We start from the raw sequence: 19,038 nt of genomic DNA, 5'->3' as shown, positions 1-19,038 counted from the left end.
GCCATGGAGACTTTGACTCATTCATCGCCCCGTCAGACCGATCTGACCGGCACCGCCGCTGTGCTGGGATCGCTGGTTGCGATGAACCTGGGCGCCGCCTTCGGCAAGCAGTTGTTTCCGCTGGTCGGGGCGCTGGGCGTGACCGCGTTGCGGATCTCGCTGGCCGCCGCGCTCCTCATGATGCTCCGCCGGCCGTGGCGCCGTGGTCTGCCAGCCGATCTGCGAGGTCCGGTCGTGATCTACGGGCTGATGCTTGGCACGATGAACCTGCTCATCTACCAGGCATTCGCTCGCATCCCCATCGGCATTGCCACCAGCATCGAGGTGACCGGGCCACTGGTGGTCGCCCTGAGTGGGTCGCGACGTCCGCGAGATTTTGTATGGCTCTCACTGGCCGCCGGCGGACTGCTGCTGTTGTTGCCATGGCGTACCGACAGTGCTCTCGATCCGATCGGTGTGGCGTTTGCCTGCGGGGCGGCCGTGTGTTGGGCGCTGTACATCATCACCGGCAAGCGGGTGTCGCACGCATTGGGTGGTGATGCGGTGGCCTGGGGCATGACCGCGGCGGCTGTAGTCGCGCTGCCGCTGGGTATTGGCGCGTCGGGCTCTGAGCTGTTCACACCGCACGTGCTGCTGATTGGTGTCGGCGTGGCCATTCTCTCCAGTGCCTTGCCGTACACGCTGGAGATGGAAGCCATGCGACGTTTGCCGGTGGCGGTATTCAGTCTGCTGCTCAGTGCCGCGCCGGCCGTGGCGGTGCTCGCGGGCCTTCTGGTGCTCGGCGAACGCCTCACGCAGATGCAGTGGCTCGCCGTGCTGTGCATCGTGGTGGCGTCGGCGGGCAGTTCACTGGGAGACATGCTGCCCGACTTCAGGCGACGCGCGACAACTCAACCGGTGGGCTAGACCGATTCGGCCCGCAGTTCCGTACGCAGGTTGCTGAACGCGTCCTGCAGTACGTCAGCCGCCGAGCGTGTGTTCTGCTCGGCGCGCCAGGTCTCGATGGCAATGCGCATGGTGCCGATGGCGACCATGGCCACCATGCGCAACGCCGTGCGGCGCTCAGGCTGTCGCCAGACATCGCACAATGCCTCATACAGCGACGCTTCCTGGAGCAAATACACGGCCGGTTTGCGGGCCATGAGTGTGTCACTGGACCGCATCATCGCGTCGATGGTCTTCATCTGCTCAGACTCGAAGCCGGCCGTGTTCTGCACCAGCATGTCGCGCACCGCGTCGAGTGGCGTCAGGTCCGGCGAGACCGTGCGCAATTGCGCGAGCATCGCCTGCCAGCCATCGAGCTGCCAGGCAATGATGATGTCGTCTTTCGACTTGTAGTACGAAAAGAACGTCCGTCGGGAAATGCCCGCCGCATCGGCGATGTCGTCCAGCGTGGTCTGGTCGTAGCCACGCTCGAGAAACAGCGCGAAGCCCTTGGCCGCAATCCGAGCCCGGGTTTCGCGCTGTTTGCGTTCGCGAAGCCCTTCGGTTTCCGGGGGGGTGCCTCGGGCACGATCAGTCACTGGGGTCCTTGTGAAGTTGCACTGAGTGCAATATTATCTGCACTGAGTGCAAAAATCATGAACTTCATGAGGTAAACGATGGCTGGCTGGACTGCTTCCAACATATCCTCGCAGCGCGGACGCACGGCAATCGTGACGGGCACGGGCGGGCTGGGGCTCGAAACGGCGATCGCGTTGGCCCGCGCCGACGCGCAGGTGATCATCGCCGGGCGATCTCCGCAGAAGGGCGCGGACGCAGTGGCCCATGTGCGGCGGGTGGTACCACAGGCCTCGGTGCGCTTCGAAGTGGTCGACCTGGCCAGCCTGCAGTCGGTCGCGCGGTTCACCGATCGCATGCTCACGCAGTTGTCCCGTCTCGACATCCTGGTGAACAACGCGGCAGTGATGGCGCCGCCCGACCGGCGTACCACGGTGGATGGGTACGAGATCCAGTTCGGCACCAACTATCTGGGCCATTTTGCCCTGACACTGCCGTTGTTGCCGCTGCTTCGGCTGGTGCCCGGGTCACGCGTGGTGACGTTGTCGAGTGTCGCGGCGCGGGATGGGCGCATCGCGTTCGACGACCTGCAATCCGAACGTGCGTATCGGCCGATGGTGGCGTATGGCCAATCGAAGCTGGCCTGTCTGATGTTCGCGCTGGAATTGCAGCGCCACAGCGAAGCGCGGGGGTGGAACATCGCCAGCATCGGTGCGCACCCCGGCATCTCACGCACGGATTTGATTTTGAACGGTTCGGGTACTGCGAGCGCCGCAGGTCGTGCGCGGAAGTACCTGTGGTTTCTGTTTCAGCCCGCGGCGCAGGGGGCATGGCCCACTCTCTTTGCGGCCACCGATCCGGCTGCCAAGGGCGGGCAATACTACGGTCCCAACCGGCTGAGTGAGATGCGCGGATCTCCGGCACCGGCGCGTGTGCCAGCGCAGGCGCTCGATGCCAGCGCGGCAACACGATTGTGGCAGGCGTCGGAGCGGCTGACCAACATCACACTCGACTAGGAGACCCATGGATCGCTTGCATGTCTTTCTGGTGCGCGCGGTGTTCGGCTGGATGGCACTCAGCGGCGCGTTGCATTTCCTCGCGGATGTCGCATCGCAGTACATCCGGCGCATCCGTGTGCCTGGTCCCGAAACCACGCTGTACTATGGCCTTCACACGGCCTATGCATGGGGACACATCGCGTTCGGAGCCTTGGGCCTCTACCTCGTGACGCGCGCTACACCCGTCATGGATGAACGTCGCCTCTTGCTCATGAGTGGTGTCGTGGCACTGGGGTGGTTGGCGATTGCCATGGGGTTCATGGAGTACTGGCAACCCAAGGCGAACGCGGTGGTGCTGTGCGCGATGATCGTGGCTGCGCTGCTCACCAGATAACACGCCGCAGGTATCACGGCGTGCCCTGTGGTCTGAACCAGCTTGCCTCCAGCGCATCCCAACTCGGACCAAACGCTGCATCGCCTGGCGCCGCTGTCTTGGGAGTCGCGCCCGGTGCATCGGCCAGCGCGTTCCAGGTGGGGGGCTTCTGGTCCAACAGATGCCGCACGAAGAAGTCCCACATCTTGCGATCGCCGTAGGCCGCGCTGGGACCGCGACGACCACCGCCGTGGTCCTCGCCGGGCATCACCAGCATGTCGAAACTCTTGTCGGCTTTGATGAGGGCGTTCACGACTTGCATGGTGGATGCCGGATCCACGTTGGTATCGAGCTCCGGCACGACGAGCAGCAGTTCACCCTGCAGCTTGTGCGCGTTCACCACGTTCGAGCTGGCGGCGTATTCAGGTCCGATGGGATAACCCATCCACTGTTCGTTCCACCAGATCTTGTCCATGCGGTTGTCGTGGCAGCCAGCAAATGACACGGCCACCTTGTAGAACTCCGGGTGAAAGAGCAGCGCGCCCATCGCGTTCTGTCCGCCGGCAGAACCGCCGAAGATGCCTACCCGCGAGATGTCGTACCACGGGTTCTTCGCGGCAAAGGCCTTGTGCCAGCGAATACGATCCGGGAAACCGGCATCGCCGAGGTTCTTCCACGCGATGTCGTGAAAGGCGCGACTCCGGTTGGCGGTGCCCATACCGTCGATCTGCACGACAATGAATCCCAGGTCGGCGATGGACTGCATGTTGTAGTGCGGGGCGAAGTTCTTGGGCACAAAAGACCCGTGCGGACCGGCGTAGATGTATTCGATGACCGGATACTTGCGACGGGTATCGAACCGCACCGGGCGTACGACGACGCCGTAGATGTCGGTGGTGCCATCGCGTCCCTTGGACACGAACGGCTCGGGCGCGCGCCATCCGGTGGCGCGCAGGGCCGCCAGGTCGCCACGCTCGAGATCCAGCAGCACGTGGCCATCACTGGAGCGGCGGAGCTGCGCAACGGGTGCCATGTCCACCCGTGACCATGAGTCCACATACAGTGCGCCATCGGGTGAGAACGTCACGGCATGGTCGGCCGGTGCATCGGTGAGTGGTGTGAGTCCGGTGCCGTCGAAGTTGACGCGATAGTAATGCGCGAAATACGGGTCCTGCGCCTTGTCCATACCGCCGGCGCTGAATGTGATGGTGCGGGCCACGGAATCGACACGTTGCACGGCACGCACCACAAACTCACCCTTGGTGATCTGATTCTTCACTGCGCCACTGCGACCATCGTACAGGTACAGATGGGCCCAGCCATCGCGTTCCGAGAGCCACACGATTTCGTTGCCGTCGTTCACATCCGCACGAAAGACTCGGCCGCCATCTGCCAGCGTGCCGGCGGCGCGACGGTAGTCGATGAAGGTCTTCGACTGTTCATCGATCAGCACCCGCGGCGTGCCGTTCTCGGCATTCACTTCGATCACACGATAGCGCTGATGTCCGCGCTCGTTGTATTCGAACGTGTACCCACGCCCGTCACGTCGCCACTGCGGTTGCGAGAGGCTGTATGGATCGGGAAACAGCAACGGGTTCACGTTCACCTGCGTACGTGCGTCTGCGTCGAACAACGCGGGTTGTTGCAGGTCGAGCAGGTCGCCCGGCTTGGTGTACACACGCTCCATGTACTTGGGTTGTACCTGATCGGCCGGTGACGATTCGATGTATCGCACCACACGCCGATATCCGGGCTTCACGCGGTAGGCGGCGAGATGCCGCGAGTTGGGTGACCAGGCGAGGGACTGTCCGGTGAACGGATTGCCTTCCGATCCATCGATACTCAGCGCCACGCCCGCACTGGTGGCTCCACCAACCGGCCGCACATACACGTTGTAGTTGGCGATGTACGCAATGCGCTTGCCGTCCGGGCTGCGCACTTCACGCGATACGGGTTGCGCACCGGCACCAAACCCACCACCACCACGGGCGGCCGATGGCACCGCCGCCTTTGCACAGCGATAGTCGCTCAGCGTGCAGCTCCAATCGCTCCCCCAGGCATTGAACACCACACGGACACCACCGTCGGCCAGCGCTGCACTGGTGAACGGTAACGCGAGTGCGCTCGCGCGTGGTTCACCGGTGCTGTCGGCCGCATTCAGCGCCGCTGCCAGTCGCTGCTGATCGAAGGCAGACCGTTTGACCGGTGCTGCTGGTGTGCTGGCATCGACCAATACAAACTGATGTCCACCAGGTACCGATTTACGATAGATGAGTTGAGACGCGGTGCTCCACCGAAATGATTCCGCAGCTCCGGTGGCCGCATTGGCGTAGGTGTCGGCGAGGCTGCGGGCCCGCGCGTAGTCGGCGGCGGTGACGGGCTGGGCACTCACACGACCCGAAACAGCGAGCGCGCCTGCGAGCAAGAGGACAATACGACGCAACATCCGCACGTCTCCCGGAGGATCCTGGTGGTCATGAAAAAGGGGCGCGCCATTGGCACGCCCCTCTATCATTCAGTCTGCCCGTCCATCCGGCTAGCGTAACAACTAACGCAATACCGGCATGCTGAACGAAGCGGCGTCCACACTCTGCGGCCACCGCGTGGTCACGGTCTTGAGCTTGGTGTAGAATCGCACGCCGTCCATGCCGTGCTGGTTGTGGTCGCCGAATGCCGACGCCTTCCAGCCGCCGAACGAATACATCGCGAGCGGTACGGGGATGGGCACATTGATGCCGACCATACCACACTGCACCTGATGGGCAAACTCGCGCGCTGCGCTGCCACTGCGCGTGAAGATCGCCACACCATTGCCGTACTGGTGTTTGTTGCACAGGTCGATCGCCTCAGCAGCCGACTCTACGCGCACCACACACAACACCGGGCCAAAGATCTCTTCGCGATAGATCGTCATGTCCTTGGTGACATGATCGAACAGCGAACCACCCAGGAAGAACCCACCCGACGCCTGTGCGGGATGCATGCGGCCATCCACCACCAACGTAGCGCCTTCCTGCACGCCGAGGTCGATGTACCCCTTGATCTTGTCGCGATGCACGCCGGTGACCAACGGGCCCATGTCCATGCCCTCGGCGGCCGAGTCACCGACCCTGAGGGCTTTCACGCGGTCGGCGAGGCGCGCCACCAGCGCATCGGCGGTGGCATCACCCACCACCACGGCCACCGAGATGGCCATGCAGCGCTCGCCGGCACTGCCGTAGGCTGAACCCATGAGGCCTTCCACGGTCATGTCGAGATCGGCGTCGGGCAACACCACCAGATGATTCTTGGCGCCGCCCATGGCCTGTACGCGCTTGCCGTGTTTGGCCGAGGTTTCGTACACATGCTGTGCGATGGGTGTGGAACCCACGAAGCTCACCGCCTGAATGCGCGGATCGGTGCACAGGGCGTTCACCGCTTCCGCATCGCCGTGCAACACATTGAGCACACCCGGCGGTGCACCGGCTTCCACGAACAGTTCGGCCAGACGCACGCCGGTGGACGGGTCACGCTCTGAGGGCTTGAGGATCACCGCGTTGCCGCAGGCCAGTGCCGGACCAAGCATCCACAGTGGCACCATGGCCGGGAAATTGAATGGCGTGATGGCAGCCACCACGCCCAATGGCTGGCGCAGCGAATGCATATCGATGCCACGCGAGACCTGATCGCTGAACTCGCCCTTCATGAGATGCGGAATGCCCACCGCAAACTCCACCACCTCGAGGCCGCGCTGCAATTCGCCGCGTGCATCGGACGTCACCTTGCCGTGTTCACTGCTGATCAGGCGGGCGAGTTCGTCGGCGTGCAGCAGGCACAACTCCCGCCACTTGAACATGATGCGGGCGCGATCGAGCGGAGACCGTTCGCCCCATGCCGTCGCGGCGGCGGCTGCATCGGCGATGACCGCTTCAATATCGGTGGCATCACCCAGCGGCACCTGCGCCGCTACCGTGCCGCTGGCCGGATGGTAGACAGGGGACGTACGTGTGCTGTGCGCATCCTGGCGAGCACCCGCGAAGAACAGGGGAATGCGTGGCTGGCTCATGACTGGCTCGACCGCAAAAGCAAAAGGGAGATACGCGGGCAGATCCCGCGCCGGATACTCGGAGACTGCAAAGGCTCAGGACAACGCGTCGGTGACAGCCGCTGCCACGTCGCGGGTGTTGGCCGTACCGCCAAGATCGGGAGTGCGTGGTCCACCTTCGCCCACCACCCGCTCGATGGCGCGCACCATACGATCGTGTGCCGCCGTCATACCAAGATGATCGAGCAGCAGGGCTCCCGCCCAGATGGACGCGATGGGATTGGCGATCCCCTTGCCGGCAATGTCCGGCGCCGAGCCATGAATGGGCTCGAACATCGATGGGTGCGTACGCTCCGGATTGATGTTCGCACCAGGAGCTACCCCAAGGCTGCCCGAAATGGCGGCACCGAGATCGGTAAGAATGTCGCCAAACAGATTCGACGACACGATCACGTCGATCGTCTGCGGGTGCGTGACCATACGGGCGGCCAACGCATCCACATGATATTTGCGGCAGGTGACATCGGTATAATCGGCGGCCACCGACTCCACCACCTCATCCCACAGCACCATGGAGTGTTGCAGCGCGTTCGACTTGGTGGCACTGGCCAGCAGCTTGCGCGGACGGCGCTGTGCGAGCTCGAACGCGTACCGCGCAATACGATCGATGCCGCGCCAGGTGAACAATCCCGTCTGTTCTGCCACCTCGTGTTTTGTGCCGCGGTGCATGCGCCCACCGAGCCCCGAGTATTCCCCTTCGGAGTTTTCGCGGATGCACACCATGTCGATATCCGCTGGCGAGCGACCAGCCAGCGGTCCCGGCACGCCCTGCAACAGGCGCATGGGGCGCAGGTTCACGTACTGATCGAAACGCTGGCGGATGGGGAGAATGAGCTCCCACACCGACACGTGGTCGGGTACACCGGGCGCGCCGACCGCGCCCAGATAGATCGCGTCGAAGTCGGAGAGAATGTCCAGCGCGTCGGCACTCATCATGGTGCCGGTGCGCTGGTAGTACTCACATCCCCACGGAAACTCCGTGAACTCCAGCGTGCAGCCATCCATTCCCGCGGCACGATGCATGACATCGATGCCGGCCGGAATGACCTCGGTGCCGATGCCGTCGCCGGCGATGACGGCAATGCGCGCCGTGCGCGGAAGAGAAGCGGTCACGTTGGCTGTGTGCTCACATGCCCGGCGGCGTGAAGCGGCCATCCTGGGCCAGCCAACCGCCGTCGGCATAGATGATGGTGCCGTTCACATAGCTGGCGGCATCGGAGGCGAGGAACAGCGTGGGGCCGACCATCTCTTCCGGCTGTGCCCAGCGATTGAACGCATTCTTGGATGCGTAGGCGTTGTACCAGTCGGGGTTGGCCTTGATGGGAGCCGTGAGCGGCGTCTCCACCACACCGGGGCCCACGCAGTTCACACGCACGCCGGACGGACCGAACTCACAGGCCGCGCCACGCGCGAGCTGCAGAATGCCGGCCTTGGTGGCCGAATACAGCGCCTGACCCGGTTCCACCACCAGCGAACGGATGGACGAGAAGAGCACGATGCTGCCTCGCTTCTGCGGCACCATGATGCGGCCAGCGGCCTGCAGCACGTTGAAGTTGCCGGTGATGTTCACCTTCAGCACGCGCTGCAGCTCTTCGTCCTGGTAGTCGAGAATCTTCTTGCGCACGTTGATGCTGGGCGTGCAGATGAGGATATCGAGCTGACCATGTCTGGCGACGATGGCGTCGAGCGCGCTGTTCACGGACGCCGCGTCCGTGATATCGATGGCACCCGATTCCGTGCTGCCGCCCGCCTTGGCGGCGGTGGCGGCGGCCGCCTCCGCCTTCACATCGAGGCAGACCGTGGTGGCGCCCATGCTTACGGCACCGAGCGTGACGGCTTCGCCGATGCCGGACGCACCGCCGATGACAGCGGCGACTTTGCCGGTGAGGTCGAACATGTGGGACTTGGACATGGGACGACTAGTTCCGTTCGGTGTGAGGAGGACGTCCACCACTATTGATGTCGCCGCCGCGCGCGCGGCCGACGAGGTGGACCACAAGGAAGGCGACGATGGCGGCAATCAGCCCACCCATCGGCGCCGTGATGCCGTTGATCGGCTTGCCATCCAGCAGCAGGCGCCATCCGCCCACCACCGCGATACCGGCAATGATGGCCGCGAGGGCGTCGGCCGATCTGGTACGTGTGCTGTACAACCCTGCGAGGATGGGTACGAACAGGCTCACACCCATGATGGTATAGAAGATACTCAGCGCGCTCACCACACCCGCGGCCACCAGGGCGATGCCCACACCCGCCGCACCAGCAATCACCGCCGTGAAACGCGTCACGCGCAACAACTGCGCATCACTGGCGCCGGGATTGCGGAAGCGCTTGTAAAAATCCTGCGACAACGATGTCGTGAGAATGAACAACACGGCGTCGGCCGCGCTGAGCTCCGCGGAAAACACAGCCGCCAGACCCAGTGCCCCCACCGCGGCCGGCACGCCTTGCACCAGCAGCGTGGGCAGGGCGAGTTCGGACTGTGGCAGATCGGGGAACTGCACACGCGCCATCATGCCCAGCAACACCGGCACTGCCGCATACAGGATCAGCGCGAGTGCATTGAAGCCGACGCCGATGCGTACCGTGCGATCGTCGCGGGCCCCGTACACCTTCTGCAACAGACCAGGCGAAACGACAAACGCGGGGCCAAGCATGGCGAGGTACACCAGTCCCGATTCACCGCCCTGCCATGGATTCCAGTACGTCTCCGTGGGGGTGAACGCACGCAACGCATCCCATCCGCCGGACGCGCTGAGCGCGAACGGAATGGCAATCGCAAACCCCACCAGCTTCACGATCAGTTGTACCACGTTCACGTACGCCGACGTGAGCAACCCGCCCGATGCGAAGTACACCGTGATGAGCACACCCGCGAGGATGCAGCCCAGCGTCTTGGGCACGCCGGCGATCACGTTGAGGATCCACGATACGGCGATGAGCTGTCCGGCCAGAATGAAGACCGATCCCACCCACAGCAGTCCGGAGATCAGCGTGCGCACCGTGACGCCGTACCGGAGTTCGAGGTAGTCGCCCACCGTGCGCAGATCGTGTTCGGCCGCAACACGCCGAATGGCCGGACCGATCCAGAATGCCAGCAGCAAGGACCCGATGCCGGCCGACAGCACCCACCAGATGGCGGAAAAACCGTCCCGGTATCCGAGGCCTGTCGCTCCTACGGTGGACCCGGCGCCGATGTTGGCGGCGAGCATGGTGCTGAACAGCAATCCAGGTCCCAGCGCACGGCCTGCCACGAAAAAATCACTGGATGTCTTCACGCGGCGGGAAATCCACGCACCCAGCGCGAGCTGCGCAATGGAATATCCGATCAGCCAGATGAGGTGTGTATGCATGGCCTCTGAGCGCGTGGGGCGGTGGCGCCGGCGTTTCGCTGCGGCACCAGAAACGAAGGGGGGAGCGGCAGGAGACATACGGCGAAAACAGATGCTTGACAAGTGAAATATTCCGCGCGACGTTCGCGCCCATGTCGAACCCGCATGCGATCGATCGAGTGTTCGCCGCCATTGATGCGGCTGAGGACGAGATGGTGTCATTCACGTCGGAGATGATTCGCATCCCGACGGTGAATCCCCCTGGCGACGCATATGTAGAGTGTGCGGAGTTCATCGGACGGCGGCTGGTCGAATGCGACTTCGCCGTCGACTATCCGGTGGCCGAAGGACGGCCGGAACACACGCCGCAGCATCCGCGCATGAATGTCGTGGGTCTGCGGCGTGGTCGTTCCGACAGGCCGCTGGTGCATCTCAACGGGCACTTCGATGTCGTACCTGCCGGCAACGGATGGACAGTCGATCCGTTCGGTGGCGAAGTAAAGAACGGCCGCATCTATGGACGTGGCACCTGCGATATGAAAGCCGGCATCACGGCGGCCATCTATGCGGCGGAAGCCATTCGCCGTGCAGGAGTTCCACTTCATGGATCGGTGGAAATCAGCGGCACGGTGGATGAAGAGAGCGGGGGGTTCGCCGGTATGGCGTACCTCGCGCAGCAGGGGCGTGTCAGTGCCGATCGTACCGATGCGGTCATCATCACGGAGCCGACCAACACCGACCGCATCTACATCGGTCACCGTGGTGTGTATTGGTTCGAGGTGATCACGCGCGGCCGCATCGCACACGGTTCCATGCCGTTTCTGGGCGCCAACGCGATCGAGCATATGGGCGTAATTCTCGATCGCATCCGGCGCGTGCTCATGCCGGTGCTGCAGTCTCGCACAACGGCGGTGCCGGTGAAGCCCGATGGGGCTCGGCACGCCACGCTCAATATCAATGGTATAGCCGGCGGCCAGCCGGTCGATGGTATACAGACGCCGTGTGTGGCGGATATCTGCCGCGCCATTTTCGATCGCCGCTTCCTCGCGGAAGAAGGCTTCGACGCCACACGCGCCGAGATCGTGGATCTGCTGGAAACGGCGGCTCGGGAAACCCCCGAGCTGCTCTTCGAGTTGCGTGACCTCATGATCGTGCATCCGGTGAAGACCCCGGACGGCGCATCGGTGGTGGCGTCGCTCGAACGTTCAGTGCAACAGGTGCTTGGACGTCCTGTGTTGCTCGCGGCAAGCCCGGGCACGTACGACCACAAGCACGTCGATCGCATCGCGGGTGTCCCCAATTGTGTGGCCTATGGGCCAGGCATCCTCGACCTGGCGCACCAGCCGGACGAGTACTGCGATATCGCCGACCTGATGCACTCCACGAAGGTGCTCGCCCTGTCCCTGCTCGAGCTGACTGGTACCACCGCCGTTTGACGTAGGTGTCGGAACGAACCCGCGCGTGTCGCGGGTGGTTTGTCGATCCCGCTACCCGCGTGCGCGCCTGTTGTCGTCGTACCCGTGACGTGAACGCCGTCACCGCAGTGCTCCCCTCCAGCGCGTTCAGCCCACCGCCACCGACCCACGCCATCTGCGTGTGCCACGTGGTACGCAGTTTCCACCGAGGAACATTCGATGACGCGACGTTCTCGATGGTCCGGCGTTCTCCTTGGCACGCTGTTGTGCGTGCTGGGGACCTCTCCGCTTCGAGCCCAGGCTCCAGGTAGTGCCCCCTCCAGCGCCAATGGCATAGTCACGGGACGGGTAACGGATGGGCGATCCGGCGTGCCACTGCCCGGCGCGCAAGTGTTTGCCGACAACAATCGTGACCGCGTCGTGCGCACCGACAATGATGGTCGCTATCGTTTGACCGAAGTGCAGCCCGGCCAGCGCATGATCAGCGTGCGCATGATCGGGTACGCCAACAAGGGTGCACCCATCACCATCACGGCCGGACAGACGGCCACGGTGAATGTCGCGCTCGATGTGCAGCCGCTCGATCTCGACGCGGTCGTCGTGACGGGTCAGGGCGGTGAAATCTCCAAGCGACGCATCGCCACCACGGTGGACGTCGTCAGCGCCGAAAAGATCGAGGCCTCACCGGCCAAGCGCCTCGACGAACTGCTGCAGACCAATCTGCCCAGCGCGCAGATCCGCCTCACGTCGGGCCAGCCCGGCACGACGTCCATCATGCGCACGCGTGGCGTGACGTCGGTGAGCAACAACTCCACGCCCGTCATCTATGTAGATGGTGTGCGCATGGACAACCTGAACACGCAGGCCGCGCTGGGCATGAACACGTCCGGCAATCGGGCACAGGGTGCCGCCACCAGCGCCATCGCCGACCTGCCGATGGACAACATCGAGCGCATCGAGTTCATCCCCGGCGGTGCGGCCACCACGTTGTACGGATCGGACGCCGCCAACGGCGTCATTCAGATCTTCACCAAGCGTGGCAGCCAGGGCGGTACGAAGGGCTTCTTCGAAGTGCGCTCGGGATACGACACCCCGCAGACCCAGTTCCACTTCTTCAAGGCCACGCGGGACCTGTTGTATCGCAACGGCTTCTCGCAGCAGTACTCGGCCGGCATCGAAGGCGGCAACAACGCCATCACGTACAGCCTCTCGGGCAACCTGCGCGCCAGCCAGAGTCACCGCGTGTACGGCGACAACAGCGCCTTCGGTTTCCGCAATGCGGTGGGCGCCAACATCGGCACCAAGGGCAAGTACCAGGGCTCGCTCTCGTACAACGAGACCGACTCGCCGCGCTTCCGTAACGGCAATGCCGGTGGCTACACGTCGCTGTGGGTGCTCGAAGCCGGCCGCTCGTCGGCCTTTGGTTTCAACAACAACATCGACAACCTCACGCCCGCCGGCGCGGACAGCCTCAAGACGTTCGTGAACAACGGCGAACGCCTGCAGGACAACCGCGTATTCACGCGCGCGTTCCAGACCTCGCACCGCATCGACTTCGATCCGTTCAAGTCGGTGAAGACCCACGCGACGTTTGGTCTCAACAACCGCTTCAGCAGAGAGCGGGCGATCGTCACCAACGAGTTCCAGATCGCGACCCGCGCGTTCCCGGTCGGTACGGTGGACCGCGGCACGATCTCCAACTTCGAGCGCAACTACACGGGCTTCACGTTCGATGTGGGTGGCCAGCACAGCGCGGCGATCGGCAGTGACCTGTCGGTGATCACCTCGGTCGGTGCGCAGCTCTTCCGCAACGACGATGTGCAGGTGGCCTACACCGCCACCAACGTGCGCGATGGTGCACAGACGGTGACCGGTGCCGGCGTGACGCAGTCGCAGGACGTGGCCTTCCGGGTGGCCAACTACGGCCTCTTCGGACAGAGCAACATCAGCTACAAAGAGCGCTACACCATGGAGCTGGGTCTGCGCGCCGACAAGAACACGGCGTTCGGTGCCAACACCGGTGCACAGGTCTATCCCAAGGTCGGCCTGGTGTACGCCATCGGCGCCGAAGAGTGGATGCGCAGCCTCATCTCCGAGGACGTGCTCTCCGACTTCCGTTTGCGCGCGGCGTACGGTGTGGCGGGCCAGTTCCCGCGTCCGTTTGCCAACGACCGCACCGTCACGATCAACTCGTTCAACGGGCAGCAGGCCGCCACGTTCGGTCAGCCGGGCAATCGCTTCCTCAAGCCGGAGCGCACCGGCACGCTCGAAATGGGCGCCGACCTGGCGTTCTTCCAGAGCCGCGCCACGCTGGGTCTTGGCTACTACACCGCCCGCACGGTGGACGCCCTCATCACGGCGCCGCCCGCGCCATCGACGGGTGAAGTGAGCCAGATCGCCAATGTCGGTGAGATCTCCAATCGTGGCATGGAACTGCGTGCGACGGTCACGCCGGTGAGCAACGCCATGTGGCGCCTCACGCTGAATGGCGCATACAACACGCTCAACAACAAGGTCGAGAAGCTGGGTGGCACACCGCCATTCCCCATCAGCGGCTACGGAGCCAGCACGGTGCAGGGTATGGTGCAGGAAGGCTATCCCGTGGGCTTCCTGCAGGGTGCCAAGGCCATCTTCAATGCCGATGGCACCATCAAGGAAATCCAGGAATTGGCGTTCCTTGGCAAGCCCACGCCGGATGCGTTTGGCAGCTTCGGTGCGCAGCTCGGCATCGGTTCGCGCCTCAACATCAGCGCGAGTGCCGACTACCAGTTCGGTGCCCAGGCGCAGTCGTTCGACAAGGCGTTCCGTTACCTGTACGGCGTGAACGGCACAGAGACCTATGTGCCCGCCGCCGCGCTGGCGCAGGCGCCATACAACGGCAATCGTGCCTCCATCTGGCAGCGCACGATGAACCTGTGGGTGGAGAACACCGACTACGTGGCCATTCGCACCCTGTCGGTGGACTACCGCCTGCCTGCGAATCTGCTGCCGCGTGGCACGAAGGACGCGCGCGCCTCGTTCTCCATCGTGAATCCGTGGCGCTGGGCGTCGTCTTCGTTCGATCCGGAAACCGACCTGTCGTCGGCCACGTCGCAGGGTGCGGCCGCAGTGGGCGGATTCAACTACGCCACTGACGGCAACCCGCGCAGCTTCCTCCTCACCCTTCGCTTCGGGTTCTGACGATGCGCCGACCGACTCTGATGCGGGCCACGCGCCTGCTCGCGCCGACGCTGGCCGTGATCGCTGCAGGTGCCTGCAATGCGTTCTCGCCCACCGAAGTGCGCAATCCCAACCTGACGGACGAACAGTTCCTCGCCACACCGGCTGCCGGTGCGTCGTGGCTGCGTGGTACGCAGCGCCAGTTCCTGCTCACGCTCAACACCGTGGTGCAGAACGGCGAAATCATCTCCGACAACTATTTCAACAACTACACGACGAACAACCAGCAGTTTGATCAGCCGGTCATCACGTATCTCGATCCCGAGGTCACGTCCATTCAGAATGCCATCGCGCGCCTGCGCTACATGGCCACCTTCGGACTGGACAGCGTATTCCCGCGCGATCCGCAGGTGACGGCCAACGACAAGGCCGATCTGTATTTCAACCGCGGTATGGCCAATCTGTTCGCCGGTGAGGCCTATGTCGGCCTGCCCGGTGTGGCCAACGGTGAAGTCATCACCTGGCAGGCACACCTGAACAACGCCATCGCCGACTTCACGCAGGCCCGCACCCTCAGCACCGATGCCGCGGCGCGCAACAGCTACACGCTGGAGCTGGCTCGTGCGTACTACCGGTTGGGGAACCGGGCCAAGGCAGTCGAAGAAGCCACGGCACTGCTCACGGCCAGCCCGCAGTTCCTGCGCAACGCCACCTTCGATCCGGTCAACGGTCCGAACAACGCCATGCAGGGTGTGCTGACGAGCTCCGTCAACAACTTCCAGCCGTTGCCGCGTCTCGACTTCCTCGATCCGAAGTACCCGAATCGCAGTGCCACCACGCAGAGCCCGATCGCGTTTGCCAAGGCCGAGGAAGCGCATCTCATTCTGGCCGAAGCGTTGCTGGCGGAGAACAACATCACGGGGGCCAAGGACCGGCTCAAGCTGTTGCTGACGCTGGTGAACGCGCGTCCCACGGAGCAGATCGACAGCCGCATCCAGCAGCGTGGTCGGGCGGGTGGCAAGATCATCTACCCCAACACCGCCGACACGCGCGTGGCGTTCGCGCCGGGTGAGCCGTTTGTCGACGGTCTCGTGCTCACGCGTTCGCTGCCCACGGTGAAGGCGTTCACGGTCTCCGGCACCTCGGTGACCACGGCGCGTATCGACGCGATCACAACGGTTGATGACGGGTTGTACGTCGTGTATTTGATGCGTCAGGAGATTTTCATCGCAGAAGGCCGTCGCATGGCCGACCTTGGCATCCGCATGCCGGTCGCCCGCACGGAAATCATCGCGAACTCGAAGACCAAGGATGGCGAGCCCTACACGAAGGCCATCATCCCGTCGTTCATCCCGCCGTCACTCGGTATGGATGGTTTCACGTACGATCAGGCGGCGAAGACGGTGGTGATCAAGGCCGACATGAACCGCGTGCTCGTGCAGAACAAGGCGTCGACCGACGTGCTTCCCTTCCACTGATCGGAGCCACACGATGGACCAGTCGTATCAGGTTGTGAGCTGGCGCGCCGGATGGCGCGTCAGCATGGGCATCGCGGCTTCCATGGCCGCCCTCGTCCCGGCCATGCTCGCGGCCCAGCAGCCGCCTGCAGCACCCGGTGGGCAGCCGGCGCGTCCACCGATGGCCCGTGTCACGGTGATCGGGCCCGGCCCGAACAATTCCATCACCGACGTGCCGGGCGTGAAGGTGGGCAACTACACCCGCAGCGACAGCGGCTATCGCTCGGGCACCACGGTGATTCGTACGGAAACAGGTGCCACTGCCGGCTACTCGCAGATGGGTGGCGCGCCGGGCACCAAAGAAACCGACCTGCTCAAGCCGGGCGGTCAGGTACGTGGAGTGCAGGCCATCGTGCTGAGCGGTGGCAGTGCCTACGGACTCGACGCAGCCACGGGCGTGATGCAGTGGATGGAAGAGCACAAGTTCGGCGTGCCGGTGGGCGGCGGTGTGGTGCCCATCGTGCCGGCGGCCATTCTCATGGACCTGGGTCGTGGTGGTGACTTCAAGAAGCGCCCCAACGCCATGTTCGGCTACAAGGCCACCGAAGCGGCCAGCACGCAGCCGGTGAAGAGCGGCCGGACTGGTATGGGTATGGGTGCCGGCTGGGGCATGGGCACGGCCAGCGTGAAGCTGTCCAACGGCTACACGGTGGCGGCCATCGTGGGTCTCAACCCGGCCGGTTCGCCGGTCGATCCGCGCACATGTCTGCCGTACGGGTACTTCCTCGAACTGGCCGACGAATTCAACATCGTGCAGCCCAAGGCCGAGGAGTGCCAGACGGCGCAGGCCGGTCGTGGTGGCCCGAACGATGGCTCGGATGGGGCGCCGCGCAACACCACCATCGCCCTGGTGGCCACCGACGCGCCGTTGATCGATCTGGAAGCCGAGCGCATGGCGCAGATCGCCAACGCCGGCCTCGCCCGTTCCATTCGCCCGATCCACAACATCGGTGACGGTGATACGGTGTTCGGCATTGCCACCACGCCGTTCACCACGCAACTCGGCAACGCCGATCTGCAGGCTATCTTCAATGCGGCCGCCGATGTGCTCGGACGGGCCGTCGTGCATGCCGTGCTCGATTCGAAGCAGGTGGGCAATAGCCGCCTCGGATACTGCGAGACGTATCCGAGCGCCTGCGTGAAGCGCAAGGCTGCAGGCCGGTAAGTCACCGAACTCATCACCCGTGGCGCGGATGGACGACTTGGTGCGTCCATCCGCGTCGTCATTTCTCAGGACATTCCGATGACCGCAGCCTCACGCACCGCTGCCACGCCCTCGCTCGATGCACTCTGGATGCCTTTCACGGCCAACAAGGCGTACAAGGCGCGCCCCCGGTTGCTGGTGAGCGCCAAGGATATGCACTACCGCTCCGACGACGGGCGCGAGATTCTCGACGGCACGGCGGGGTTGTGGTGTGTGAATGCCGGACACTGCCGGCAACCCATCATCGATGCGATGATGCAGGCCGCCAGCACGCTCGATTATGCGCCGGCGTTCCAGATGGGCCATCCGCTCATGTTCGCATTGGCCGAACGTCTGGCCGAGGTGTTGCCGGAAGGCATGGACCGTGTGTTCTTCTCCGGCTCAGGCAGTGAGTCGGTGGACAGCGCACTCAAGATCGCGCTGGCGTATCACCAGGCGCGTGGGGAGCCCGATCGCTGCCTCTTCGTGGGGCGGCAGCGCGGCTATCATGGCGTGGGTTTTGGCGGTATTTCCGTGGGCGGTATCGAAACCAACCGCAAGACGTTCGCGAAGCAGTTGTTGCCCCACATCGATCATCTGCCGCACACGCACGACCTTTCCAGGCAGGCCTTCTCGAAGGGGCAGCCGGAATGGGGTGGGCATCTGGCCGATGCGCTCGAGGAGATGGTGGCCAAACATGGCGCGGAGCGCATCGCGGCGGTGATCGTCGAGCCGCTGGCCGGTTCGACGGGTGTGCTCATTCCGCCTGTGGGGTATCTGCAGCGGCTGCGTGAGCTTTGCACGAAACACGGCATTTTGCTCATCTTCGACGAAGTCATCACCGGCTTTGGTCGTGTGGGCGCGCCGTTTGCGGCGCAGGCGTTTGGTGTCACGCCCGATATCCTCACGGTGGCCAAGGGACTCACCAACGCGGCGGTCCCGATGGGGGCCACCTGCGTGCACACGAAGATCTACGACGAGGTGGTGCAGTCCACGCCGCGTGGCATCGAGCTGTTCCACGGCTATACCTACAGCGGACATCCCCTGTCGGCCGCCGCGGCATTGGCCACGTTGCAGGTGTATCAGAGCGAGGGGCTGCTCACCCGTGCGGCCACCATGGGCCCGGTGTGGGAGGCGGCACTGCACGGCCTGCGTGATGCGCCGCATGTGATCGACGTGCGCAACATTGGTCTGGTGGGTGGCATCGAGCTCAGTCCCCGCGATGGGGTGGCTGGCGCGCGTGGCTTCGATGTGTTCACCAATGCGTTCCATGAGCAGGATGCGCTCATTCGTGTCACGGGCGACATCATTGCGCTCTCGCCGCCGCTGATCATCAACGAAGAACAGATCCACGAGCTCGTGGGCAAGGTGCGGCGCGCGCTCGAAGCGACGGCGTAGGGGTACAGCGGGGGGAACACAGATCGCACAGAAACGGAGCAGAAGGCACAGATACCACCATCACAAAGAGAATCGTTCA

The 19,038-nt window shown here is 63.9% G+C and carries 14 protein-coding genes; 8 read left to right on the top strand and 6 right to left on the bottom strand.

All coding sequences use genetic code 11. The features are described from left to right. Positions 1-3: 3 nt before the first annotated feature. The gene (locus GAU_RS18165; RefSeq protein WP_052574622.1) at positions 4-906 is read left to right on the top strand and encodes an EamA family transporter; all 903 of its coding nucleotides are present in this window, start codon (positions 4-6) and stop codon (positions 904-906) included. Here GAU_RS18165 and GAU_RS18160 read toward each other — a convergent pair. Next, entirely contained in the window at positions 903-1,523 is a 621-nt protein-coding gene (locus tag GAU_RS18160) for a TetR/AcrR family transcriptional regulator (protein ID WP_015895368.1), read from the bottom strand. The genes GAU_RS18165 and GAU_RS18160 overlap by 4 nt on opposite strands. A gap of 78 nt (positions 1,524-1,601) precedes the next feature. On the opposite strand from GAU_RS18160, the gene GAU_RS18155 reads away from it, so the two are divergent. Both GAU_RS18155 and GAU_RS18150 read left to right on the top strand, forming a co-directional pair. Further along, positions 1,602-2,516, top strand: coding sequence for an oxidoreductase (locus GAU_RS18155; protein ID WP_015895367.1), 915 nt, complete (start codon positions 1,602-1,604; stop codon positions 2,514-2,516). A 7-nt stretch (positions 2,517-2,523) separates the two neighbouring features. Beyond that, positions 2,524-2,892 (top strand): hypothetical protein, encoded by a 369-nt coding sequence (locus tag GAU_RS18150; protein WP_015895366.1) that lies wholly within the window; start codon positions 2,524-2,526, stop codon positions 2,890-2,892. A 13-nt stretch (positions 2,893-2,905) separates the two neighbouring features. Here GAU_RS18150 and GAU_RS18145 read toward each other — a convergent pair whose 3' ends face one another. From GAU_RS18145 to GAU_RS18125, 5 genes are all read right to left on the bottom strand, one after another. Then, positions 2,906-5,317 carry a S9 family peptidase gene (locus tag GAU_RS18145; RefSeq protein WP_015895365.1) on the bottom strand — a complete coding sequence of 804 codons (2,412 nt, stop codon included), beginning with the start codon at positions 5,315-5,317 and terminating at the stop codon, positions 2,906-2,908. A gap of 102 nt (positions 5,318-5,419) precedes the next feature. Then, positions 5,420-6,916, bottom strand: a complete 1,497-nt coding sequence (locus GAU_RS18140) for a CoA-acylating methylmalonate-semialdehyde dehydrogenase (protein WP_015895364.1) — start codon at positions 6,914-6,916, stop codon at positions 5,420-5,422. Between the two features lie 75 nt (positions 6,917-6,991). Then, a complete protein-coding gene (locus tag GAU_RS18135) occupies positions 6,992-8,068 on the bottom strand; it encodes a tartrate dehydrogenase (protein WP_015895363.1) in 1,077 nt (358 codons plus the stop codon). A 13-nt stretch (positions 8,069-8,081) separates the two neighbouring features. Beyond that, a complete protein-coding gene (locus tag GAU_RS18130) occupies positions 8,082-8,867 on the bottom strand; it encodes an SDR family NAD(P)-dependent oxidoreductase (protein ID WP_015895362.1) in 786 nt (261 codons plus the stop codon). Between the two features lie 7 nt (positions 8,868-8,874). Beyond that, positions 8,875-10,308 (bottom strand): sodium:solute symporter family protein, encoded by a 1,434-nt coding sequence (locus GAU_RS18125; RefSeq protein ID WP_015895361.1) that lies wholly within the window; start codon positions 10,306-10,308, stop codon positions 8,875-8,877. A gap of 131 nt (positions 10,309-10,439) precedes the next feature. Between GAU_RS18125 and GAU_RS18120 the strand changes: the two genes are divergently transcribed. The 5 genes from GAU_RS18120 to GAU_RS18100 all read left to right on the top strand — a co-directional run bounded on the left by GAU_RS18120 (position 10,440) and on the right by GAU_RS18100 (position 18,959). Further along, positions 10,440-11,723 (top strand): acetylornithine deacetylase/succinyl-diaminopimelate desuccinylase family protein, encoded by a 1,284-nt coding sequence (locus GAU_RS18120; RefSeq protein WP_015895360.1) that lies wholly within the window; start codon positions 10,440-10,442, stop codon positions 11,721-11,723. 198 nt (positions 11,724-11,921) lie between these two features. Further along, positions 11,922-14,882 (top strand): TonB-dependent receptor domain-containing protein, encoded by a 2,961-nt coding sequence (locus GAU_RS18115; RefSeq protein WP_015895359.1) that lies wholly within the window; start codon positions 11,922-11,924, stop codon positions 14,880-14,882. A gap of 2 nt (positions 14,883-14,884) precedes the next feature. Further along, positions 14,885-16,339, top strand: a complete 1,455-nt coding sequence (locus GAU_RS18110) for a hypothetical protein (protein ID WP_156799125.1) — start codon at positions 14,885-14,887, stop codon at positions 16,337-16,339. Between the two features lie 13 nt (positions 16,340-16,352). After that, positions 16,353-17,543: a P1 family peptidase gene (locus GAU_RS18105; protein ID WP_052574531.1), complete on the top strand. Its 1,191-nt coding sequence runs from the start codon at positions 16,353-16,355 to the stop codon at positions 17,541-17,543. Between the two features lie 78 nt (positions 17,544-17,621). Further along, positions 17,622-18,959 carry an aspartate aminotransferase family protein gene (locus GAU_RS18100; protein WP_015895356.1) on the top strand — a complete coding sequence of 446 codons (1,338 nt, stop codon included), beginning with the start codon at positions 17,622-17,624 and terminating at the stop codon, positions 18,957-18,959. Positions 18,960-19,038 lie beyond the last annotated feature (79 nt).

Source organism: Gemmatimonas aurantiaca T-27 (assembly GCF_000010305.1).
In the GTDB taxonomy this organism is placed as follows: domain Bacteria; phylum Gemmatimonadota; class Gemmatimonadetes; order Gemmatimonadales; family Gemmatimonadaceae; genus Gemmatimonas; species Gemmatimonas aurantiaca.
Note: the sequence above shows the minus strand (reverse complement) of the source record. Positions and strands in the feature narration are given on the sequence as shown.